Source organism: Arthrobacter sp. H5, assembly GCF_000520595.1.
Classification (GTDB): domain Bacteria; phylum Actinomycetota; class Actinomycetes; order Actinomycetales; family Micrococcaceae; genus Arthrobacter_D.
Genome location: NZ_AZSC01000295.1, coordinates 1 through 22,315, shown reverse-complemented (window position 1 = coordinate 22,315; position 22,315 = coordinate 1). Strand labels below are relative to the sequence as shown.

Here is a 22,315-nt window from a genome sequence, read left to right as displayed (position 1 = left end):
ACCCGCGACTGCGGCCCGGGATTCCCCGCCATCTCTCGGACTCCGCGGGCAATGGTATCGGGATGGACCCCGGTCGCCATGGCCATCGCCTTGATCCCGCCACGCCCCAGCCCGGTTGCCTCCACCCCCAACAACAAACGGCGCTGCCGCTCGTCCAAATGCGGACGCAACACCGTATACCTCTCTGTCGCTGACTCCACCAACTGCTCACCCACGGCCATAACACAATCCTAGAGCCGACACACCATAAAACCTAAGTTATTATGTCGCGAGTCCTTAGCGGATTTTCAGAGCTCCCGGAACATCAGGTGCAGCCCCACATACCCCTGGTCGGGATGGTTGAAGGCGCCGGGGACCGTCGTGAGGATGCGGAACCCCAGTGACTCCCACAACTTCACAGCCCGCACATTCGTCTCCACAACGGCGTTGAACTGCATGGCCCGGTAGCCCTGCGCCCGGGCACGCGACAACACGTACTCCCCGAGCGTCCGTGCCACACCGCGCCCGGAGGCAACAGCAGCAACCATGAAGCTGGCATTGGCCATGTGCGCTCCACTGCCTGGCCTGTTGGCATGCAGTTGGGCGGTACCCAACAGGGCGCCGTCGTTATCCGCCGCGACATAGACGCGGACGGTGGGGTCAGGGCTATCCAGCCACTCGCGGCGTGCCGGTCCCTCGGTCATGGAGGTGTCCCAGCAGTAGGTTGCGCCCGCCCGCACCACGGGTTCCATGATTGCCCAGATGCCGGGCCAATCGGATTCCGTGGCCGGACGGACGGTGAACATCAGGCGTCGAGCGCCTTGGCCCACAGATTGATGTCCGACTCCACGGCAAACTCGTCGATGGCATGCAGCTCATCCTGGCTGAACGCCAAGTTGTTGACCGCGGCAAGGCTGTTCTCCAACTGCTTCACGCTGGAGGCTCCAATCAGCGCTGACGTGATGGCGCTCCCCTTTGACTGCGGACGGAGGATCCAGGCAATTGCCATCTGAGCGAGCGACTGACCACGCGATTCGGCAATGCCGTTGAGTCCGCGGACCCTGCGCAGGTTGTCCTCGGACAGGTGGTCCTCAGACAGTGATTTCCCTGCCGCGGCCCGTGAGCCCTCGGGAACACCATCGAGGTAGCGGTCGGTCAGCAGGCCCTGAGCGAGTGGTGAAAATGCAATGGAGCCTACACCTTCGGCTTCCAGAGCCTCCGGAAGGTTGGGCTGCCCGTTCTCCACCCAGCGGTTCAGCATGGAGTAGGACGGCTGGTGAATCAGCAGCGGCGTGCCCAGTTCCCGCAGAATCTTGGCGGCTTCGATGGTCTTTTCCGGTGAATAGGAGGAGATTCCCGCATACAGCGCCCGTCCTGAGCGCACGGCAGTGTCCAAGGCACCCATGGTTTCCTCAAGGGGAGTCTCCGGGTCTGGCCGGTGGCTGTAGAAGATGTCCACGTAATCCAGGCCCATGCGGTTCAGCGACTGGTCGAGGCTGGCCAGCATGTACTTGCGGGATCCCCATTCGCCGTACGGTCCCGGCCACATGTCATATCCGGCCTTGCTGGAGATCACCAGTTCATCGCGGAACGGCTTGAAATCGTCCTGGAAGTGGCGGCCAAAGTTGGTCTCGGCGCTTCCGAAGGGCGGGCCGTAATTGTTGGCCAGGTCAAAGTGCGTGACGCCCAGGTCGAAGGCACGGCGCAGGATGGCACGCTGCGTATCGAAGGGCTTGTCATCACCGAAGTTGTGCCACAGTCCCAGCGACACGGCCGGCAGTTTCAGGCCGCTGTGCCCAACACGGCGGTACGGCATGGACTCATAACGGTTTTCAGCGGGGTGGAAGGTCATTGGTCAATCCTATGTGGCATTTACATCGACTCTCCTCAAAGGGACCGCTTCAGCACCAAAATGGGCGTCAGAAGGTCACTTTGGGGAGAGTCGATGCGACAACTGCTCCGTGCGCCGGCAGCCGGACGCTCCCGGGCAGCAGCGCCTCACCGGGCACCGTGGACAGCAGCACCGTGACCGCTTCCACCGACACCTCCCGTTCCACGTCGGACAGATTGACGACGACGGCGAGAGCTCCCCTGCGCAGGATCAGCCACCGTTGGTCCTCGCTGAAGTCCACCGAGACGGCGCCGAAATCCGGGTCGCGGAGATCGGGCTCATCCCGGCGAAGCTGAATTAACGCACGGTACACCCCAAGTAGACGGGCATGCGCCGCAACTTCCGTCTCCGCCCAATCGAGTTTCGCCGAGGCAAAGGTAGCGGGGTCCTGCGGGTTGGGCACCGTGTCCGGGTCCCAGCCCATGCGCTCAAACTCCCGGAGCCGCCCTTCGGCAGTCGCCTTGCCCAGTTCCGGTTCAGGGTGCGAGGTGAAGAACGGCCACGGCGTGGTCGCCCCGTACTCTTCGCCCATGAACAGCATGGGCGTGAATGGACCGGCAAGGTTCAGCACGGCGGCCTGAGCCAGCTGCTCATAGCCCAGCGTGGCGGAAAGCCGGTCCCCCGCCGCGCGGTTCCCGATCTGGTCGTGGTTCTGCGTGCACACCACCAGTTGGTGCGCGCTGATCACAGAGGCGTCAATCGCCCGCCCATGATGCCTCTCCCTGAAGGAGGAGTAGGTGCCGTTGTGGAAGAAACCGTCGGTGAAGACCTTCGCCAGCGCGCCCACCGAGTCAAAGTCGGAGTAGTACCCGGCGGTTTCACCCGTAAGGTTGACGTGCACTGCATGATGGAAGTCGTCGCTCCACTGCCCGGCGAGCCCGTACCCGCCCCGCGAACGTGAGGAGATCAAGCGGGGGTTGTTCAGGTCCGACTCCGCAATAAGAAACAGCGGCTTGCCCAGCTCTGAAGAGCACAGGTCCGTGGCTGCCGCGAATTCCTCAAGGATATGGACGGCCCGCTCGTCATGCAAGGCGTGCACAGCGTCGAGCCGCAGCCCGTCCACGTGGAAGTCGCGGAACCACATGAGGATGTTGTCCGTCACGTAATCCCGCACCTCGTCGGAGAACGGTCCGTCCAGGTTGAGCGAATCCCCCCAGGTGTTGGACATGCCCTCGGTGAGGTAGGGCGCAAACTGGGTGAGGTAATTGCCACTCGGCCCCAGGTGGTTGTGCACCACATCCTGGATGACGCCGATTCCGCGCTGGTGGGCTGCGTCAACAAACCGTTGATAGGCCGCCGGCCCGCCATAGGTTTCCTGGACCGCGAACCAGAGAACGCCGTCGTACCCCCAGTTGTGCGTTCCATTGAACGCATTGACCGGCAGCAGTTCAACAAAGTCCACGCCCAGCTCAACCAGGTAATCCAGTTTCGCGATGGCAGAGTCCAACGTGCCAGCGGGTGTGAACGTCCCGATGTGCATCTCGTAGATCACGCCGCCGTTCATTCCGGGCGATACCCACGCCGCGTCCTGCCACTGGTGCGCTCCGGGGTCGAACGTCTGCGACAGGCCATGGACGCCGTCCGGCTGGCGCCGCGAGCGCGGGTTGGGCACCGGCGTGTCAACGCCATCCAGCAGGTAGCCGTAGTCCACGTCACCCGACAACGGTGCATCGGGAGCAGACCACCAGTGGCCGTCCCCGCGCACCATCGGGATGTGCTCCCCGTTGGCAACGAGCGTCACCGCGGACGGCTTGGACGCCCACACATCGAACCGTTTGCTCATCGCGCATCCTCCCGGACCAGCAGTGCCACTGGATAGGTTTCAAAGATTTTGCCTGCCGGCACCGGACCGCCGTCAAAGGACGCACCGGTAATGGCGCAGCTGTACGTACCGGCCGGCAGTACGACGGCGGTATCCCGCCAGCCGCCCGCGTGTTCCAGTTCCAGCGGCAACCGGGTGACCAGGGTGACCGCGCCACCCCGGTCGAATGCGAAGACATGGTCCACCCCGAGTCCTGTGGCGGACACGGCCCGGTATCCCGTGAAGAGCTCCGGTGAGTCGCGGCGCAGGCGCAGCGCGCGGGACACCACGAGGAGCTTAGCCACTCCACCCTCATCGATCCGGGGCAACGCACCGAAGGCCAGATCCACCAGTGCCTGTTTCCGCGCTGGGAAGTCGACCGCCCGCCGATTGTCCGGATCCACCAGGGAGGTCTCCCAGAATTCCGAGCCCTGATACACGTCGGGGACGCCGGGCATGGTGAGCTGCACCAGTTTGGCTGCCAGGGAGTTGGACCATCCATAGCCCTCAATACGGCCCACGAGTCCGGTCAGCAGGTCATGAACCTCGGCGTTGTCGAAGGCTGCGTCGACGGCCGCATGCATGCACTCCTCGAACTCCGCGCTGGGCGCTGTCCAAGCCGTACTGTTTCCGGCCTCGCGTGAGGCCTTCTCGGCGTAAGCGTGAGCCCGCTCCCGGCTCAGCGGCCAGGCGCCAATCAATGCCTGCCACAGCAGCGAGGCGAATGACAGGTCTCCAATGGGGGCCAAACGGTTCAGCCGGTCAAACGCGGCCGCCCATTCCTCCGGCAGCTCGGACAGCACGCTGATGCGTGCCCTGGTGTCCTCGCCGCGCTTGGTGTCATGGGTGCTCAGCGCGTTCATGGAATGGGGCAACTCCTGCTGCCGCTCCGTCAGTCGGCGGTGCAGTTCGAAGCCGTCCAACGCGAAGATCGATGGATCTGCTCCCACCTCATTGAGCGAGGTCAACCGGTTGTACCGGTAGAACGCGGTGTCCTCTACGCCCTTGGCCATGACCATTCCGGAGGTCTGCTGAAACCGGATTGCCAACCCGGTCAGTTCAGAACCGTCCAGGAACGGGTTCAGGAGAGGGTGCAGCGCATCAATGACATCGCTGAGGTTCGGGCGGCGGATGCGCGCGGCAACCACTGCCTCGGCCAGGTGATGCGCCCCGTGCGGCAGGTAACTCCGGTACACCGGGAAGCAGGTGAGCAGCTCCGCCAAGGCGTCCGCAGCGGAATCATCATCGAGTCCCGCCTCCGCAGGGACCAGGCGCGCCAACCGCAGCACTTCCGAATGCAGGATGCCGTCCGCGATGGCCCGCTTGGTGCCGTGGATCATGGAATGGAACGGCTCCGCCGGCGCTGCGGTTTCCAGCCCGGCGCGGCCCGCGGGATTCACAAACAAGCGGTCGACGTCGGCGAGCGCATCGTAGCCGGTTGTCCCCTCGCAGGCCCAACCTCCGGGCAGCGTCTCCCCGGGTTCCAGGATCTTCTCGACAAGGGTATAGGCGCCCCCGGTCAGCTCTCGGAGCCGGTCCAGGTATCCGGCGGGATCGGCCAGTCCGTCAGGGTGGTCGATCCGCAGCCCGTCCACCAGGGAATCGGTGAACCAGCTGCGTACCTCGGAGTGTGCCTCGTCAAAGACCCACGGGACTTCCACCCGAACGCCGGCCAGGGTGTTGACGCCGAAGAAGCGTCGGTAGTTCAGCTCGCTGTCGGCGCGGCGCCAGTTCACCAGCTCATAGTGCTGGCGATCATGGACCTCACGTGGATTATCGCCGAGGCTGAAGCTGCCCTCCGCGAGCGGGAAACTGTGATCGTAGTAGCGCAGCTCCCCGTCCACAATCTTCAGCGCGGAGAGTTCGTCAGGACTGTCCCCAAGCACCGGCAGACGGATCCGCCCGCCACCGGCCACCCAGTCCACATCGAACGCTTCAGCCCACTTCGACTGCTGTCCCTCCCCGAGGAGGGTCCACCACCAGGCGTTCTGCGCCGGCGTCTCAACGCCCACGTGGTTGGGCACAATGTCCACCAGGACGCCGAGCCCCGCCTCGTGGGCTGCCTTGCACAGCGCCACCAGGCCCTGCCGTCCGCCGCGGTCCGGATCCACCGAGGTGGGATCGGTGACGTCATAGCCATGGTCGGATCCCTTCTCGGCAGTCAGCACCGGTGACAGGTAGACCCAGTCCACGCCAAGGTCCACCAGATACGGGATGACCGCGGCGGCCTCCGCCAGGTCGAAGCTGGATCTAATCTGCAGCCGGTAGGTGGACTGTGGGATTCTCATGCCGAGCCCGTCCTGATAGTGTGCTCGTTGGCCAGAATGGCCAGCGATGCAGCCACCGAGTGGTCCAGGTCCTCGGCTTCGGTGTGGGCCCTCAGAACCACCATTGACTTCGCCTCCACCGAGATGGTCTGGCCCGCCGGAATGGGTTCAGAGTCCGCGTACTTCCCTGCGGTGTCAATGACCTCATCCCACATCGGCGCATACTCCTCGGAGGGAAGCGTGAACTTCACGACGTCGTCGTGCGCATTGAAGTACATCAGGAAGTTGGCGTCGGTGATCCGCTGCCCGCGGGCATCGCGGCCGGTGATTCCCTGCCCGTTGAGGAAAACGCCGATGGACCGGCCAAAGTCGCTGTCCCAGTCCTCGGGTGCCATCAGGTCTCCCGCGGTATCCAGCCACACGATGTCCGGTAGGGCCTCACCTTCGCCACGGCGCACGGGACGTCCGTCAAAGAAACGACGACGGCGGAAGGTTGGGTGCTCGGAGCGCAGCCTGTTCACGGCCGCCGTGAATTCCAGCAGCGGCTGATCCATTTTGTCCCAGTGCACCCAAGAGAGTTCCGAGTCCTGGCAGTACGTGTTGTTGTTGCCGTCCTGTGTGCGGCCAAGTTCGTCGCCGTGCAGCAGCATCGGCACGCCCTGCGAGAGCAGCAGGGTGGCTATGAAGTTGCGCTGCTGACGCACGCGCAGGGACTGCACCTCGGGGTCATCAGTGGGACCCTCCGCGCCGCAGTTCCAGGAGCGGTTGTGCGATTCGCCGTCGTTGTTGTCCTCGCCGTTGGCGTCGTTGTGCTTCTCGTTGTAGGAGACGAGGTCCCGCAGCGTGAAGCCGTCGTGGGCCGTGACAAAGTTGATCGACGCCACAGGGCGGCGCGCCGAGTGCTCATACAGGTCAGCCGAGCCGGTGAGCCGGGAGGCGAACTCGCCGATGCTGGAGGGCTCTCCACGCCAGAAGTCCCGCACGGTGTCGCGGTATTTGCCGTTCCACTCCGTCCACTGCGGCGGGAAGTTGCCCACCTGGTAGCCGCCGGGCCCAACGTCCCAGGGCTCTGCAATGAGTTTGACCTGGGAGACCACCGGGTCCTGCTGCACCAGTTCGAAGAAGGCGCTCAACCGGTCCACCTCGTAGAACTCGCGGGCAAGCGCCGAGGCAAGGTCAAACCGGAAACCGTCCACGTGCATTTCGGTGACCCAGTAGCGCAGCGAATCCATGAGCAGCTGCAGGGAGTGCGGGTGGCCCACGTGCAGCGAGTTGCCGGTACCGGTGGTGTCCATGTAGTACTGCTTGTCGTCCTCCACCAGCCGGTAGTAGGCGGCGTTGTCGATCCCGCGCATTGAGAGCGTGGGGCCCATATGGTTGCCCTCGGCCGTGTGGTTGTAGACGACGTCCAGGATCACTTCGATGCCGGCCAGGTGCAGTTCCCGGACCATCGCCTTGAACTCCTGGACCTGCTCGCCCAGGTCACCGCTGGAGCCGTAGGTGTTGTGCGGGGCGAAGAAGCCGATGGTGTTGTAACCCCAGTAGTTGTTCAGGCCCTTTTCCTGCAGCGTACTGTCGTTCACAAACTGGTGTACCGGCATGAGCTCAATGGCGGTGACGCCGAGCTTTTGCAGGTGGGCGATCACCGCCGGATGGGCGACGCCGGCGTAGGTGCCGCGCTGCTCCTCGGGGACCTCCGGGTGCAACTGGGTGAGTCCCTTGACGTGTGCCTCGTAAATGACCGACTGGTGGTAGGGCGTGCGCGGCATGCGGTCGCCGTCCCAGTCGAAGAAAGGGTTGATCACCACACCCAGCATCATGTGAGGGCCTGAGTCCTCGTTGTTGACGGAATTCTCGTCGCCGAAGTTGTAGCCAAATAGTGCCTGGTCCCAGTCGAGCTCGCCGTGGACGGCCTTGGCATAAGGGTCCAGCAGCAGCTTGTTGGGGTTGCAGCGGTGACCCTCGTCCGGAGCGTTGGCACCGTGCACCCGGTAGCCGTATTTTTGGCCCGGGGTGACATGCGGGAGGTAGCCGTGCCACACATAGCCGTCCACTTCCTTGAGTTCCACGCGGGTCTCGCCGCCGTCGTCGTCAATCAGGCACAGCTCCACTTTGTCCGCGATCTCGCTGTACAGCGCAAAGTTGGTGCCGGTGCCGTCATAGGTAGCCCCCAATGGGTAGGCTTCGCCGGGCCAGAGTTCCATAAGTGTTCCTCGATCGCTTTCGTGGGTATTGACGGTCCAGCTACCTTCATAGCGCAAGCCCGTGACATTTTGGTGAATTAAGACTTATGTGGTGGGACGGGCGGCCTCAGCAGGTCCGCAATGGCTGCGCCAATGTCCCGGGGAAGATTGGAAACCACCACCGGGCCACGCTCCGCAGCGCGGGTCCCAGCCAGTCCATGAATGACGGCCGCCGCTGCACCCACAACCGCCCATCTGGCCGTCGGGGACAGCCCAAGGCGCGTGACGGCGTCGTCGTCCTCGTCCGTCAACGTGGCCGCCAGCGCGCCGAGAATTCCCGCCAGGGTGTCGCCGGAGCCTGCAGTGGCCAGCCACGGCGTTGCGTTGGCCTGGCTGAACAGTTCGCCGGTTGGTGCCGCGACCACTGTGACAAAGCCCTTCAGGAGCACCGTGGCGCCCGTCAGCTCGGCTGCCTTCAGCGCAAACTCCGCGGGTGCCGTCTCGATGTCCTCCCGTGAAACCCGCACCCTGCGCCGGGCCAGCAGCGCCTGCAGTTCACCGGCGTGCGGGGTCAGGATGACATGGGGTCCTACCCGTTTGGGCAGCAGGGGCAGCGCTCCGGCGTCCACCACGGTGGGAAGGCCGGAGGAGATCGCGTCGCGGGCGCGCTGGCGCTGCCCCGGGTCCTCCTCGGCGCCCGGCCCCACCAGCCATGCCTGCACGTGCGATAGACCCACGGATCCCTGCGAGCAGACCGCCTCGGGATGAGTTGCATGGATCAGCGCTGCAACCGACGGCGGGCCCAGATAGCGGACCATGCCCACTCCCGTGGCGAGTGCGGCTCCGGTGGCCAGCACCGCCGCTCCCGGATACTTGTCGGATCCTGCGGCGATGCCCAGGACGCCACGGCTGTACTTGTGGTCCGTGGGTTGCGGCTGCGGATAGAGGTCCGCGAGGTCGGACGATTCCAGCCTGCGCATGGACGGGTCCCCGAGGGAGCCCAATCCAATTTCGCCGGTCACAATGCGTCCGGATTTCCAGGCGCCCTCGCCCATCAGCAGGCCTGTTTTCATGCCGCCGAATGTGACGGTGACATCCGCTCCGAGAATGGGATTGTGCCCCACCCCGGTGTTCACATCCACACCACTGGGCAGGTCACAGGCGACGACGACGGCGCGCGACCGCCCGGCACGGGCCGGTGCGGCCCGGGCAGCCTCCAGCTCACGTACCAGGCCCGCTGCCGGTTCGCGCAGTCCCCCGCGCGCCCCGGTGCCAAGAATTCCGTCGATAATCAGGTGGGCACGCGTGCATTGAATTGCCAGGCGTCCGGTCGATTCCGCGCTCAGCCGTTCCACCCTGCCACCTGCGGCCTCGAAGGCGGCCAGCGCCTCTGGGTGCGTCCGGTCGGAGGTGAGCACCGCCGTCGTGCTGGACCCACGTTTGGCAAGACGCGCACCGGCAAATAGTGCGTCACCGCCGTTGTTCCCGCTGCCGGCGAGGACAACCACTGTGCGGCCGTAGCTCCGTCCCGTGGCGGATACAAGCGCAGCCACCGCAGCGGCGTACAGGCCATGCGCTGCCCGCTGCATCAGGGCATTGCCCAGTCCTGCTTCCAGCAGTGGGGCTTCCGCGGCACGAATTTGATCTCCGGTAAATGCACTAAGCATGCTTTGTAGCTTAGCTGCCGGATCCGGGTAGCGCTCCCTCGGCCACCACCATCGCCGTGGCCACACCGCCGTCGTGGCTCAGTGAGAGGTGCCAGCGCTTCACGCCCCGCGCCTTGGCAACGGCGGCGACGGTGTCCTTGACCTCGACCATGGGGCTGCCGTTTTCGTCCAGGCCAATCCAGCAGTCCTGCCAATTCATTCCGGCGGGTGCACCCAAGGCCTTGGCAACTGCCTCCTTGGCAGCGAACCGGGCGGCGAGGGAGCGGGTGTTCAGGGCGCGTTCAGCCGCAACAAAGAGGCGGTCCCGCAGCCCGGGCGTCCGCTCCAGCTGACGCTCAAACCGGGCCACGTCCACAACGTCCACTCCGATCCCGATGATCATCCGCGGCCTGCCATCACTCGACGGTGACCGATTTGGCCAGGTTGCGCGGCTGATCCACGTCGTAGCCCTTGGCTGTGGCCAGCTCGCACGCGAAAATCTGCAGGGGCACGGTGGTCAGCAGCGGCGCCAGTAGCGTGGGGGTCTGCGGCACGTGGAACACATGTTCGGAGAAGTCGGCCACCGATTCGTCGCCTTCTTCGGCGATCACAATGGTGATGGCGCCACGTGCACGGATTTCCTGGATGTTCGAGACAACCTTGGAATGCAGTGAATCACGTCCGCGGGGTGATGGGAGGACCACCACCACCGGCTGCCCGTCCTCGATCAGGGCGATCGGGCCGTGCTTCAACTCGCCGGCCGCAAAGCCCTCGGCGTGGATGTAGGCAAGCTCCTTGAGCTTCAGTGCCCCTTCCATCGCCACCGGGAAGCCCACGTGGCGGCCGAGGAACAGAACGGACTTGGCATCCGACATGTCGCGGGCGAGCTTCTTAACGTGGTCCGCGTTGTCCAGGATGTGCTGGATCTTTTCCGGCATCTCATGCAGGTCGCTGAGCACCTCCGCAATTTCATCGCGGTACTTATTGCCCCTCAGCTGTGCCAGATAAAGCCCCAGCAGGTAGGCCGCGGTGATCTGCGCCAGGAAGGCCTTGGTGGAGGCCACTGCGATTTCAGGACCGGCGTGCGTGTACAGCACCGCATCGGATTCACGCGGGATGGTGGAACCATTGGTGTTGCAGATGGCAACCACCTTGGCGCCCTGCTCACGGGCATACCGGACGGCCATCAGCGTGTCCATGGTTTCGCCCGACTGGGAGATTGCCACAACAAGGGTCTTCTCATTCACAATGGGATCCCGGTACCGGAACTCGTGGGAGAGCTCCACCTCGGTGGGGATGCGGCACCAGTGTTCGATGGCGTACTTGGCAACCTGGCCCGCATACGCGGAGGTGCCGCAGGCCAGCACCACAATCTTGTCCACCGAGCGGAGGATGGATTCATCGATTCGCAGCTCGTCGAGGATCAGGTTGCCCTTGAGATCCGTGCGGCCGAGCAGTGTCTGGCCCACGGCGTCGGGCTGGTCGTTGATTTCCTTTTCCATGAAGGACGGGTAGCCGCCCTTTTCCGCGGCAGCGGCGTCCCAGTCAACGTGGAACTCGCGGCCCTCAGCGGGTGCGCCGTGGAAGTCGGTGATGGTTACGTCCTCCGGGGTGATGGTAACAATCTGGTCCTGCCCCAGTTCCACCGCCCGCCGGGTGAAGTCAATGAATCCGGAAACGTCTGAGCCCAGGAAATTCTCGCCATCGCCCAGGCCAACCACCAGGGGTGAGTTGCGGCGCGCCGCGACCACAAGGTCAGGCGAGTCCTGATGGATGGCGAGAAGGGTGAAGGCCCCTTCTAGTCGCTGACATGCCTGCTGCATGGCCAGCGGCAGCGCGTTGGGGGTTCCCGCTTCCGAGAGGGTGCGGTAGATACTGCCCAGCAGCGCGGCCGCGACTTCGGTGTCGGTATCGGAGATGAGCACCACGCCCTGCTCCAGCAGTTCCGCCTTCAGCTCGGCGAAGTTCTCGATGATTCCGTTGTGGATCAACGCCAACCGTCCGCCGTCCGCCAGATGCGGGTGGGCGTTCTGGTCGGTTGGGCCGCCGTGGGTGGCCCAACGGGTGTGGCCGATCCCGGTCAGGGAGCGCGGGAGCGGGTCGGTTTCCAGTTCCGAAATCAGGTTGGCGAGTTTGCCGGCCTTCTTACGAGATTCGACGCCGTCCCCGGTCAGCACTGCTACGCCAGCCGAGTCATAGCCCCGGTATTCAAGCCTGCGCAGACCTTCCATGACAACGTCCAGCGCCCCGTGCGCTCCGTTGGTCTCTTCTCCGGCCATGACTGTCTGGGCGCGTTCCCTGCCCACGTATCCCACAATTCCACACATGGGCTTAAGCGTACCTGCCGCCTGGGCGCCCATTTGGCCACCCGTTTGTTAATGCTTCGCGCAACAGGCACAATTCCTAGGGTGAGCGATCGAACTCCCGGGGGTGCCCCGGCCAGCACGGTGGAGAGCAACTTCACACCGTTTGTTGAGCTCGAAAGGCAGACCTGGTCGCGTCTCTCACACGAGATCAAGTCACCGCTGAACCTTGAGGACATCCAGCGGCTGCGGGGTCTGGGGGACGCCCTGAACCTGGACGAAGTCCGCGAGGTGTACCTTCCGCTGTCCCGGCTCCTGTACCTGTATGTGGCCGCAGCGGGAGAGCTCCACTCGGCAACCAACACGTTCCTGGGCGAGCAGACCACCCGCACACCCTTTGTCATAGGCGTTGGCGGCTCGGTGGCTGTGGGCAAGTCCACCACCGCACGCGTGCTCCGGGAATTGCTGCGCCGGTGGCCGGACACTCCAAACGTGGAGCTGGTCACCACGGACGGCTTCCTCTACCCCAACGAGGAGCTGGAGCGCCGCGGTCTCATGCAGCGCAAAGGGTTTCCGGAGTCCTATGACAGACGGCGATTGCTGCGGTTTGTCAGCGAGGTCAAGAGCGGCGCCGAGGAAGTCCGGGCCCCTTGGTATTCACATCTGACGTACAACATTGTCCCCGGCCGCGAGATTGTGGTTCGGCGTCCCGATGTGCTGATCGTGGAAGGGCTGAACGTGCTTGCGCCGGCGCGGACACGCGCTGACGGCAGGTCCGGGCTTGCCCTGAGCGATTTCTTTGATTTTTCCATCTATGTTGATGCGAAAACCTCCTATATTGAGGAGTGGTACGTCCAGCGGTTCCAATCCCTGCGCAGCGGCGCGTTTGCGAACCCGGACTCGTATTTTCACCGGTATGCGTCGCTGACGGACGAGGAAGCGCGGGATACGGCCCTGGACATCTGGAGGCGCATCAACGAACCGAACCTGATGGCCAACGTGCTGCCCACCCGTGGAAGGGCCCAACTGGTTCTCACCAAGGAAGCCGACCACTCAATCCGAAGGATGTTGCTGCGAAAAACGTGACTGGCAGCTCCCGGCGCCTGAAGGCATCGCTGTGGATTACGACGGCGGCCCTCACCGCCGCGCTGTCGGCGTGCGGACCAGCAACTCCGGACAACAGCACCAGGTCGCTTCCGGTAACGCAACCGCCGTCGTCGTCCTCCCCCGCAGCTGAGCCGCAGTCCTCACCGCCGGCCACCACCGCGACTAGCGGGGGCTCTGTCCCCGGACCATCACAGCGACCCATACCGGCCCCTCCGGTCTCCGCGCCTCCGGTGCCCACTTCCCCGGCGCCAGCACCGCCGCCGCCTGAACCATCACCCACGCCGGCCGAGACGCCAGCCGAAGCGGATGAGTACTCGGATCCGTCATCCATCACGGTGGTGGTCAACAAGCAGCGGGCACTTCAGCCCGTGGAGTTCGCTCCCGCGGAACTTGTCCTGCCGCAGGTTTCGCTTGCGGCCAACCAGGAAAATGCCCTGCTGCGGCCGGACGCGGCAGCCGCTGTGGAGGAGATGTTCGCCGCCGCCGCAGTTGACGGCATTGGACTGACCCTGGTCAGCGGCTACCGGTCATACGCGGTCCAGGTGGGCACGTACAACCATTGGGTGAACCAGTACGGCGGCGACACCGCCGCGGCCGACAACGTTTCAGCCCGTCCAGGCTTCTCGGAACACCAGACGGGGCTGGCGTTTGATGTTGGCCAGTCCGACGGCGCCTGCACGCTGGGTTCCTGCTTCGCCGACACTCCGGCTGGCAGTTGGACGGCAGACAATGCGCACAGGTTCGGCTTCATCGTCAGGTACCAGCAGGGAGCGCAGGGCGTTACCGGGTTCTTTGCGGAGCCCTGGCATCTCCGGTTTGTTGGCACCGAGACCGCCGGGGATATGAGGGATCAAGGGATAGTCACCCTGGAGGAGTATTTCGGTTTGCCTGCGGCGCCCGGGTACTGAGGCGATCGAGCGTGGTCCGAATCGATAGATCTCTAAAAGAATCTAAAGAACTGCGGGAAATCGCAACGACGGTCCAGCATGCCTTCGGGAAGGGCGGGAACTCGCCTTCGTCGGTGCAGGGCTAACCTCAGCGATCAGCGACGTTGTGAATGATGAGGTCCTCACCTTCCTTCGCCGGGCCGAGCGACACACCCTAGGCCTGGTCACCCACGCAGAAGTGAATCGCGCACTGCGTGAGCCAATCAAAACGTCAGGACGGACCATCGGGGCCGACGTATTGCAGGTGATGGCTGAGGGCACCAGCGGATACCCGTTCCTGATCCAGCTGGTGGGCGCGCAAACACGGAGGCTCCACCCACGGGAGGCCGAGATCTCCGCCGAGGACGCGAAGGAAGGCACACATAGGGCGTTGCGACGACTGGGAGCTCTTATGCATGAGCCGGCCCTGGCAGACGCGTCCGACATTGACAAGTCGTTCCTCCTCGCGATGGCGAAGGACGATCGACCATCGACGATGTCCGACATTCAAGAACGGCTGAAGGTCAACATCAACTATGCGAGCCAGTACCGGCTTCGACTGATCGCTGCGGAGCTAATACAACCTGGCCGCAGAGGCTATGTTGACTTCGCTCTGCCGTACCTCCGGGAGTACCTGCGTGAACATATGGCCTCGAATATCTGAACAGAGCCCCGCGCGCCGCTGAGGCCAGAGGTTAGGCCGGCTCAAGCGCGAGCTGGCGGTGCACTGTGTCAGCCAGACGTGCAGCTATGAGTTCAGCGGTTTCCATGTCCGCAGCCTCGACCATAACTCGGACAACCGGCTCCGTACCGGAGGGCCGCAGCAGAACCCTGCCTTGTTCGCCGAGCAGCTCCTGCGCATCGATCACTGCCTGCTGCACCTGCTCGTCGGTGTTGACGCTCGATTTGTCCACGCCCTTCACGTTGATCAGCACCTGGGGAAGTTTGGTCATGACGCCGGAGAGTTGCTTGAGGGTGCGGCCGGTGCGCGCAACCTGGGCGGCCAGCTGAAGCCCAGTCAGGACGCCGTCGCCGGTGGTGGCGTACTCAGCAAAGATCACGTGGCCGGATTGCTCGCCGCCCAGGCTGTAGCCGCCGTCGCGCATTCCCTCCAGAACGTAGCGGTCCCCCACTCCGGTTTCGCGGATGCTGATGCCGGCGTCGCGGAGCGCGAGCTTCAGCCCAAGGTTGCTCATCACCGTTGCCACCAGCGTGTTTTCCTTGAGCCGTCCGGCCGAGTTCAAAGCCACGGCCATGATCGCCATAATCTGATCGCCATCCACCACGGTGCCCTCGTGGTCCACGGCAAGGCAGCGGTCGGCGTCGCCGTCGTGCGCAATGCCCAGATGGGCGCCGTGTTCCAACACCGTGGATTGGAGTAGTTCGAGATGCGTTGAACCGCAGCCTTCATTGATGTTGTTGCCGTCCGGGTCGGCGCCGATCACCACAATCTCCGCGCCGGCGTCCGAGAATACCTGCGGCGAACACCCGCTTGCCGCGCCGTTGGCGCAGTCCAGAACAATCTTGAGGCCGTCCAGCCTGTTGGGCAGGGACTGGAGCAGGTGCACAATGTAGCGGTCCTCGGCGTCGGCGAAACGCTGGATGCGGCCCACCTCCCGCCCCACCGGGCGAAGCCGGGGCTGCGCGAGCTCAGCTTCGATGGCGTCCTCCACGGCGTCGTCGAGCTTCCGGCCGCCCTTGGCCAGGAACTTGATGCCATTGTCCGGCGCCGGATTGTGCGAGGCCGAGATCATGACGCCGAAGTCGGCGTCGAGGTCCGCCACAAGGAACGCGGCGGCGGGGGTGGGGAGAACCCCTGCGTCAAAGACATCCACGCCGGAACTGGCCAGGCCGGCCTCAACGGCTGCGGCGATGAAATCACCGCTGATTCGTGGGTCGCGGGCGATGACGGCCGTTGGCCTTCGCCCGCCCGTGACTTTCTGATGTCCCAGCACCACAGCTGCCGCCTGTGCCAACTGCAATGCGAGTTCGGCCGTGATCAGTCCGTTTGCCAGTCCGCGGACTCCGTCGGTCCCAAATAATCTACTCATTTGAAGTACATCCTAAGTCAGAGGGGTTCCAAGCCGTTCGAAGCCGTTATTAAGCGCGTTACGCCCACCCGGCAGATGCCGGACGGGCGTAACGGGTGAATCTTCATCCACTCTCCCCAAAATGACGCTTTGAGGCCTGATTGATGCCTGAGAATGTCCATTTGGGGAGAGTCGATGCCGAGGTAAGCGGCCTTGTTAGCGCTTGTGGAGCCGAGCCCTTGAAATTGCCGAGGGGACCCGGCCGAAGACGCGCCAGCGGATTCGGCCGGGGTAGGCAATTTCTAGCGCTTGGAGTACTGAGGTGCCTTGCGTGCCTTCTTCAGACCAGCCTTCTTACGCTCGATGACGCGGGCGTCACGGGTAAGGAAGCCGGCCTTCTTCAGGGGTGCACGGTTGTTGTCGCGGTCAATCTCGTTGAGCGCGCGGGCAACACCGAGACGCAGCGCGCCGGCCTGGCCGGAGGGGCCACCGCCGTGGATGCGTGCAACAACGTCGTAGGAACCGTCCAGCTCGAGGAGCTTGAACGGGTCATTGACTTCCTGCTGGTGCAGCTTGTTGGGGAAGTAGTCGGACAACTCGCGTCCGTTGACAATCCACTTTCCGGTACCGGGGGTAACGCGGACGCGTGCAACGGCTTCCTTGCGGCGGCCAACTGCACCTCCGCCAACGGTCAGCGCCGGGCGCTCCTTGACGGGAGCCTCGGCAGCGTCGGTCGATTCCGAGGTGTAGCTGGTGAGCTCCTCGGTTGGGGCATTCTGCTCTTCAGTGTTCTGAGCCACGGTTCTCCTTGAATAAGTTTCTTAGTGTGTGGTGGCCAGGACTACTGGGCGACCTGGGTGATTTCAAAGGTCTTGGGCTGCTGGGCAGCGTGCGGGTGCTCTGCCCCGCGGTAAACCTTGAGCTTGCCGATCTGCTGTGCGGCAAGGGAGGTTTTGGGAAGCATGCCCTTGATGGCCTTCTCCACGGCGCGCTCTGGGTTCTTCTCCAGGAGCTCGGCGTAGTTGGTGGACTTCAGGCCGCCCGGAAAACCGGAGTGGCGGTAGGCACGCTTCTGTTCGAGCTTGGCGCCGGTCAGGGCAACCTTCTCAGCGTTGATGATGATGACGAAATCGCCCATATCCATATGGGGTGCAAAGGTCGGCTTGTGCTTTCCGCGCAGCAGTGTTGCGGTCTGGCTGGCAAGACGGCCTAGGACAACGTCGGTGGCGTCAATGACGTGCCACTGGCGGTTGATGTCGCCTGGCTTCGGGGTGTACGTACGCACGGTTTTTGCCTTCGTTTCTGTTCTACGGTGGTTGGCCCCTACAAAGTAAGCGCCAACGCAGCTGATGCATGCGTTTACCGGAACTTCAGGTGAGGGCTGAAATAATGCCGGTGATCCCGATTAGCTCGGCTATTTCCGCGGGCCAGGTGACTCTGCAACCGAGCCGCCACACGGACATAGACGTATCGAGGTGGGACACGCACAACGACTACCAAGATTAGCGCTCTTTTAGCACCAAGGTCAAAACGACGACGGGACGGCGCCTGAGGCATTCCATCCGGACTCATCCCCGCATTCGTGGGAAACACATTGCCATTCGTGTGAAGGCGATGGTCCCATATGCCGGCCCCTCGGCGGAACAACCATGATCAACTGGCGTCGCGGGAGAGTTCGTGCTCCACGGCGCGCCGGATCCAGTTGGACAGTGAGCGATCGTCTGCCGCTGCTCGGTGGCGTATCTGGGTGAGCAGGTCTTCGGGGAACCGCACGGGTACGGGTTCGCTGAGTTTGCCTTTGCGGCGTACGGCCGGGCCCTGAGGTTCTTGATTGTCAGAGTTGGCGTAGAAATCGTTCTCTTGTTTTGCTTCTCAGGCCAAGCGCGACGGCCACAAGGGCGAGCGAGGCAAGCAGTCCAAATAACATCGCGGGGCCGCCGATGTTTTCGACGGACCCGGCGTGCACGCAAACACCGGCGGAAAGCAAAGCCATGAAACAGAGAGAAGCTGTCATGACGTTGGCCCATCGCTGTGAGCGATGGGTCGAAGCCTTGCCCTCCTCAGCGGCCGAGAGCAGTTGCCAGGCTGCTAGCAGCGCCACCTCGAAACCGCCGATTGTAACCACGGCCGCGATGAGATACGGGGCCTCCAAATATGCAACTTCAGGGTAGGCCTCTGCGTAGCTGGCCGCGGTCCGTGGGACAACCACAAATTGAAGTAGCAGGGCCGCGGGAACGAGTGCTCCGAGAACGATACGAAGGCGCGAAACGTGCTGACCGATCATATCGCCATGGTCGTCTTACCTAGATTGACTGTCAACTGCGGCCGCGATCTCGAAGTGGATGCAGTCTCGCCGCGGCATGCCGGAACGGGATAGGAAGGCGTTGGTTAGGATGGCGGAGGATGACTGTTGTGGCGTGGCTCATACGCCGGCGCCGCGGCAACACATGGGGAGAGGCCAAAGCTTGACGTTCCTGAAACTCGCTGCGCGGCGTGGTGCTGCCCGGAAGAGTCTGCTTGGACTGGTGTGCCTCACCATCGCGTTCATCGCCGCAGTGCTCTCGGGCATCACCGGCTACACGCAGCTTGCGGCCACGGACGCTCTCCGCAACCTTGCCGGCGGGGCGCTGGCTGAACAGGGCTACGCCCGGATCCACACCACGGTCGCCGACGATCCGGCCGCGCAAAGCACCGCAGCGAACGCTGCCTTCACCGAACTGCGCCTCGACGCCGGGCTGCTCAGCTCGGAGACCACCTACTCGGTCCCCCGCACCATCGTTCCCTCCGGCGGAACAGCCACCAACCTCTCCGCTGACCTGAGCTTCCTCCCCGTCGAGTGGAAACCAACAACGACGACGGCGGCAGCCGGCTCCCTTGATTCGTTCACTGCCGGCGGGTCCCCCGGCTCCGGAACTGTTCCGGCGGTGTTGACCGCTGCCGCAGCCGATTCGCTCGGCCTTGCAATTGGCGACACCTTCGCGGTGGACGGGGCGGAGGGCTCCACCCAGGTTGAGCTTGCCGCCACAGTGGAGCCCTCCGGGGCAGACGCCGCCTTCCTGGACCCTGTCCCGGAGCAGGGAACGGAGGTGGAACCAATTGCCCTGGGAATTCCGCCCGGCCAGGTGGCGCGGTTCTCGGCGGAACCCAAGATCCAGTGGGTCTTCACCATCGACCCGGCGTCGATCTCGGCCGCGGTGCTGCCTGATCTGAACAATGGCCTGGCGTCGCTGGCTCCCCGGATGCTGGGAGATCCCGGGATCAACACCGGCGGGGTCATCCCGTCGGGGCAGCTGGCCGGAGTATTGGCGGACGCGGCCGATGCCACCCAGGGTGTCCGCGCCGTCGTTCCTGTCGCCTTGATCCTCCTGGTGGTCCTGAGCTCGGTGACCCTGGTGCAGTTCGCCCGCCTGATGTCCGGTGCCCGGGCCGTTGAGGACGCCTTGATTGGGGCACGCGGTGCATCCACCGGGCAGCGGTGCGGCGTCGCGGCGACGGAGATTGTTCCCCTCGCCGTGGTGGGCGCCACTGCGGGCTGGGCTGCCGCCGTCGTCCTCGCTCCCCTGCTGTCCGCCCAGCTGACCGGCACCACTACCGCGTGGCTGGATGGCGTCCTGGAGTTTGCCGCCACCACCTGGCCGGTTCCGGTGGCCTGCGTGCTGGCAGCGACCGGAGTGTTTGTGGGCGTTGCGCTGGTGGACTCCCTGCGGAATCCCGGAGTCCCGTCCGCGGTGGAAGCCGGGCGCGGTGCGAAGGTGGCCTCCTTCGGTGTTCTGGCGCTGGTGGTTGCGGTGACCGGTGTGTCCGTGTGGCAGTTCCTGCTGTACCAATCGCCGCTGTCCCAGACGTCGTCCGGCGCCGTGGAGGTCAATCCCCTGGCCGCTCCCGCTCCGGCGATGCTGCTGCTTGCCTTCACCGCGTTGGCGCTCCTGCTCACATTGTGGGGCGCCCGCACGCTCGAACGCCTGTCCGCGGGCCGGAGGGGCCTCGGATTTCCGCTGGCGGCGCGCCAGGTGTCCCGACGCATTGCCGCGTTCATCATCCCGATTGCACTGGTGACCGTCACCGTGGGCAGCGCCACCTTCACCGCGGCCTACGCCCAGACCACCAGCGGATCCCAGCAGGCCGCGTCCCAGCTGGCCAATGGCTCCGATGTGCGCGTCTCCCTGCCGGGGCCCGCCATCGTCACAACCGCCGGCGGCCGGCCGTCACTTGATCCCTATGCTTCCCTCGATTCCGTCTCGGCAGCCTCCCTTGTCTACCGGGGCGGGGCCAGCGTGTCATCGGTGCGGGCTCCCCTGCTGGCCGTCGATGCCGCCGAACTGCCCGGACTGATGACCACCGGGAGCGCCATTGTCGACGCCGGGGCACTGTCCACGGCATTGAGCAGGACCGTCCCGGCCCCGGAACCCGCGCTGGCCCTCCAGCTCTCAGCCACACAGGTCCGGCTCCAGTTCAGCTCAAACCAGGTGGACACGGCGGAACCGCAGGAACCGGACGACGACGACGCAACCCCCGCACGGCAGGCCACCCTCACGGCGTGGATCCGTTCCGGGAACGGCTTCCTGTCGCCGGTGCCGGCCGGGACGCTCACCCTGTCCGGCCCCGGCGCGCAGGCGCACTCGGTGTCCTTCAACCTCCCCGAGGGCCTGCGTCCCACCGCGATCGCGGCCATTGACATAGCCCTCGAGGCTCACCCCGTGCCGCAGAGCTACAGTCTGGAGCTCACCAGTGTTGCCAGCGACGCCGGAATCGGTTCCGGCGATGCCCGCTTCACCGAGGACACCACCGTTGGTCTTGCGCCGGGGATCTTTGGGACGGCACAGGACGGCGTGGTGAACCTCGACGACGGCGTGGGCGTCACCTTCCCGCTGGAGGGTGCCACCGTCAACCCGGCCCAGGCCCGGCTGATGCCCAATCCGGATAATCAGCAGTTGCTGCCCGTGGCCGTGGGCTCGGAACTGCTCGCCGATCTTGACCTCTCGGTTGGGGACGAAGTATCGGTCCGTCCCGGCGGCACCGAGCTGACGGCTGTGGTCGCAGGTGCCGTTCCCGTCATCCCCGGGTCCACCGAATCAGCGGCGGTCATGGCCGATCTCCAGGCCCTGGGCGAAGCCTGGCTGGGCGCCTCGCCCACGCAGCCCAGGCCCGGCGAAATCTGGCTGGCGGCAGGTGACCGTGACGCCGTGGTCCAGGCAGCCGCCGGAATCGCCGGTACCGAAGGGTCGGTGTCCTCCTCCGACAAGAGCCTGGTTGCACGCTTCCTCACCCCGGCCGCAGCGGCACTGTGGCTCGGGACCATTGGTGCGCTGGTGATCGGCGGGGTTGCCCTGACGGCGAGCGTTGTCACCCTGGTCCAGTCGCGGCAGCACGAGGTCGCAGTGTTGCGGGCGTTGGGCATGCAGGCGCGGGACCAGGCGTGCGGACGCAGATGGGAGCTGTTCGGTGTCGGTGCCGCCGCCGTCGTACTCGGTCTGGTGGCCGGACTGGCGGTGGCCGCCGTGATGGTCTCCCTGCTCGCCGAAGCGGTGCTGGGGGGCGCCGCTGACTCGCTGAGTGCCCCGCTGAGACTCGCCGTCGTGCCGCTGGGCGCGCTGTTGCTGGCGCAGCTGGTAATCCTCGCAGTGGCTGGCTGGTTCTACGGCGAGCGCGTGCACCGCCAGGCGCTGGGTACCGTATGAGCAGGAAACGCTCGGCTCCCGCTGCCGCGCTGCGCGCTGCCGGCATCAACCGGGCGTATGGGAAGGGTGAGAGTGCGGTGCAGGCCTGCCGCGATGTGTCCCTTTCCGTGGCGCCGGGAGAGCTGCTGGTGGTGTGCGGGCCGTCCGGGTCGGGGAAGACCACATTGTTGAACTGCATCGGCGGGTTGGACCAGCCGGACAGCGGGTCCGTTTTCGGGCTCTACTGACGTAAGTGTGGGCGCCGTTATTTCTGGTATGGAAGTTTGATGTTTACTGGTCCGCAGGCGAGTGTGATCAGGGCCAGTGCGGCTTGTGGGGTGTGGAATCCGTAGGATTGTCGGGTCATTGTGCGGATTTTGTTGTTTAGTCCTTCGTGGCGGCCGTTGGAGAGGTTTCTGGTGATGGCGGCGTGGATGCCTTGGGTGTGGGAGCGGATCGTTGCGACGGCTTTGGCGAACTCCCGGATGCCGCAGGCTGCGGCGAGTTCGCACCAGGCCGTGATCA

At 64.6% G+C, this 22,315-nt stretch carries 18 protein-coding genes and 2 pseudogenes; 5 read left to right on the top strand and 15 right to left on the bottom strand.

All coding sequences use genetic code 11. The annotated features are described in order from the left end of the window. The 9 genes and pseudogenes from Y708_RS30230 to glmS form a co-directional block, all read right to left on the bottom strand. A pseudogene (locus Y708_RS30230) lies at positions 1 to 221 on the bottom strand (ISAzo13 family transposase); the annotation flags it as partial. 66 nt (positions 222 to 287) lie between these two features. Next, positions 288 to 785: a GNAT family N-acetyltransferase gene (locus tag Y708_RS0100305; RefSeq protein WP_028278405.1), complete on the bottom strand. Its 498-nt coding sequence runs from the start codon at positions 783 to 785 to the stop codon at positions 288 to 290. Beyond that, positions 785 to 1,831: an L-glyceraldehyde 3-phosphate reductase gene (gene mgrA / locus Y708_RS0100300; RefSeq protein ID WP_028278404.1), complete on the bottom strand. Its 1,047-nt coding sequence runs from the start codon at positions 1,829 to 1,831 to the stop codon at positions 785 to 787. The genes Y708_RS0100305 and mgrA overlap by 1 nt, the downstream gene beginning before the upstream one ends. A 67-nt stretch (positions 1,832 to 1,898) precedes the next feature. Further along, entirely contained in the window at positions 1,899 to 3,653 is a 1,755-nt protein-coding gene (treZ, locus tag Y708_RS21920) for a malto-oligosyltrehalose trehalohydrolase (RefSeq protein ID WP_035774896.1), read from the bottom strand. Then, a complete protein-coding gene (gene treY, locus Y708_RS0100290; protein WP_028278403.1) occupies positions 3,650 to 5,959 on the bottom strand; it encodes a malto-oligosyltrehalose synthase in 2,310 nt (769 codons plus the stop codon). The genes treZ and treY overlap by 4 nt, the downstream gene beginning before the upstream one ends. After that, positions 5,956 to 8,142 carry a glycogen debranching protein GlgX gene (glgX, locus tag Y708_RS21915; RefSeq protein ID WP_035774895.1) on the bottom strand — a complete coding sequence of 729 codons (2,187 nt, stop codon included), beginning with the start codon at positions 8,140 to 8,142 and terminating at the stop codon, positions 5,956 to 5,958. The genes treY and glgX overlap by 4 nt, the downstream gene beginning before the upstream one ends. A 77-nt stretch (positions 8,143 to 8,219) precedes the next feature. Then, complete coding sequence (locus Y708_RS0100280) at positions 8,220 to 9,788, bottom strand: NAD(P)H-hydrate epimerase (protein ID WP_028278402.1); 1,569 nt, start codon at positions 9,786 to 9,788, stop codon at positions 8,220 to 8,222. A 10-nt stretch (positions 9,789 to 9,798) separates the two neighbouring features. Next, positions 9,799 to 10,170 (bottom strand): holo-ACP synthase, encoded by a 372-nt coding sequence (locus Y708_RS0100275; RefSeq protein WP_028278401.1) that lies wholly within the window; start codon positions 10,168 to 10,170, stop codon positions 9,799 to 9,801. Between the two features lie 13 nt (positions 10,171 to 10,183). Then, positions 10,184 to 12,094 carry a glutamine--fructose-6-phosphate transaminase (isomerizing) gene (gene glmS, locus Y708_RS0100270; protein WP_028278400.1) on the bottom strand — a complete coding sequence of 637 codons (1,911 nt, stop codon included), beginning with the start codon at positions 12,092 to 12,094 and terminating at the stop codon, positions 10,184 to 10,186. 120 nt (positions 12,095 to 12,214) lie between these two features. On the opposite strand from glmS, the gene coaA reads away from it, so the two are divergent. From coaA to Y708_RS21905, 3 genes are all read left to right on the top strand, one after another. Further along, positions 12,215 to 13,156 carry a type I pantothenate kinase gene (coaA, locus tag Y708_RS0100265; protein WP_028278399.1) on the top strand — a complete coding sequence of 314 codons (942 nt, stop codon included), beginning with the start codon at positions 12,215 to 12,217 and terminating at the stop codon, positions 13,154 to 13,156. Between the two features lie 251 nt (positions 13,157 to 13,407). Continuing rightward, positions 13,408 to 14,085, top strand: a complete 678-nt coding sequence (locus tag Y708_RS27865; RefSeq protein WP_253905635.1) for a M15 family metallopeptidase — start codon at positions 13,408 to 13,410, stop codon at positions 14,083 to 14,085. A 145-nt stretch (positions 14,086 to 14,230) separates the two neighbouring features. Next, positions 14,231 to 14,767 carry a hypothetical protein gene (locus Y708_RS21905; RefSeq protein WP_051478248.1) on the top strand — a complete coding sequence of 179 codons (537 nt, stop codon included), beginning with the start codon at positions 14,231 to 14,233 and terminating at the stop codon, positions 14,765 to 14,767. Positions 14,768 to 14,798: 31 nt separating this feature from the next. On the opposite strand, the gene glmM is transcribed toward Y708_RS21905, so the two are convergent. From glmM to Y708_RS0100225, 5 genes and pseudogenes are all read right to left on the bottom strand, one after another. Next, entirely contained in the window at positions 14,799 to 16,154 is a 1,356-nt protein-coding gene (glmM, locus tag Y708_RS0100250) for a phosphoglucosamine mutase (RefSeq protein WP_028278397.1), read from the bottom strand. Positions 16,155 to 16,435: 281 nt separating this feature from the next. Continuing rightward, positions 16,436 to 16,933, bottom strand: coding sequence for a 30S ribosomal protein S9 (gene rpsI / locus Y708_RS0100245; protein ID WP_028278396.1), 498 nt, complete (start codon positions 16,931 to 16,933; stop codon positions 16,436 to 16,438). Between the two features lie 41 nt (positions 16,934 to 16,974). Further along, positions 16,975 to 17,418, bottom strand: coding sequence for a 50S ribosomal protein L13 (gene rplM / locus Y708_RS0100240; protein ID WP_028278395.1), 444 nt, complete (start codon positions 17,416 to 17,418; stop codon positions 16,975 to 16,977). A 368-nt stretch (positions 17,419 to 17,786) separates the two neighbouring features. Beyond that, positions 17,787 to 17,909, bottom strand: a pseudogene (locus Y708_RS31380) (YlcI/YnfO family protein); the annotation flags it as partial. Positions 17,910 to 17,967: 58 nt separating this feature from the next. Then, on the bottom strand, positions 17,968 to 18,417 hold the full coding sequence (locus Y708_RS0100225; RefSeq protein ID WP_028278394.1) for a DUF2975 domain-containing protein: 450 nt from the start codon (positions 18,415 to 18,417) through the stop codon (positions 17,968 to 17,970). A gap of 181 nt (positions 18,418 to 18,598) precedes the next feature. Between Y708_RS0100225 and Y708_RS0100220 the strand changes: the two genes are divergently transcribed. Both Y708_RS0100220 and Y708_RS0100215 read left to right on the top strand, forming a co-directional pair. Then, positions 18,599 to 21,811, top strand: a complete 3,213-nt coding sequence (locus Y708_RS0100220) for an ABC transporter permease (protein WP_028278393.1) — start codon at positions 18,599 to 18,601, stop codon at positions 21,809 to 21,811. After that, on the top strand, positions 21,808 to 22,038 hold the full coding sequence (locus Y708_RS0100215; RefSeq protein ID WP_028278392.1) for an ATP-binding cassette domain-containing protein: 231 nt from the start codon (positions 21,808 to 21,810) through the stop codon (positions 22,036 to 22,038). The genes Y708_RS0100220 and Y708_RS0100215 overlap by 4 nt, the downstream gene beginning before the upstream one ends. Positions 22,039 to 22,055: 17 nt before the next feature. Here the strand turns inward: Y708_RS0100215 and Y708_RS21895 are convergent. After that, positions 22,056 to 22,315: transposase (locus Y708_RS21895; protein ID WP_035774891.1), on the bottom strand; the 260-nt coding region annotated here is incomplete at its 5' end.

What these genes read in the sequence shown, in the direction of transcription:
- Y708_RS0100305 (WP_028278405.1), bottom strand. Translation starts at nt 785, where the DNA reads ATGTTCACCGTCCGTCCGGCCACGGAATCCGATTGGCCCGGCATCTGG.
- mgrA (WP_028278404.1), bottom strand. Translation starts at nt 1,831, where the DNA reads ATGACCTTCCACCCCGCTGAAAACCGTTATGAGTCCATGCCGTACCGC.
- treZ (WP_035774896.1), bottom strand. Translation starts at nt 3,653, where the DNA reads ATGAGCAAACGGTTCGATGTGTGGGCGTCCAAGCCGTCCGCGGTGACG.
- treY (WP_028278403.1), bottom strand. Translation starts at nt 5,959, where the DNA reads ATGAGAATCCCACAGTCCACCTACCGGCTGCAGATTAGATCCAGCTTC.
- glgX (WP_035774895.1), bottom strand. Translation starts at nt 8,142, where the DNA reads ATGGAACTCTGGCCCGGCGAAGCCTACCCATTGGGGGCTACCTATGAC.
- Y708_RS0100280 (WP_028278402.1), bottom strand. Translation starts at nt 9,788, where the DNA reads ATGCTTAGTGCATTTACCGGAGATCAAATTCGTGCCGCGGAAGCCCCA.
- Y708_RS0100275 (WP_028278401.1), bottom strand. Translation starts at nt 10,170, where the DNA reads ATGATCATCGGGATCGGAGTGGACGTTGTGGACGTGGCCCGGTTTGAG.
- glmS (WP_028278400.1), bottom strand. Translation starts at nt 12,094, where the DNA reads ATGTGTGGAATTGTGGGATACGTGGGCAGGGAACGCGCCCAGACAGTC.
- glmM (WP_028278397.1), bottom strand. Translation starts at nt 16,154, where the DNA reads ATGAGTAGATTATTTGGGACCGACGGAGTCCGCGGACTGGCAAACGGA.
- Y708_RS0100225 (WP_028278394.1), bottom strand. Translation starts at nt 18,417, where the DNA reads ATGATCGGTCAGCACGTTTCGCGCCTTCGTATCGTTCTCGGAGCACTC.
- Y708_RS0100215 (WP_028278392.1), top strand. Translation starts at nt 21,808, where the DNA reads ATGAGCAGGAAACGCTCGGCTCCCGCTGCCGCGCTGCGCGCTGCCGGC.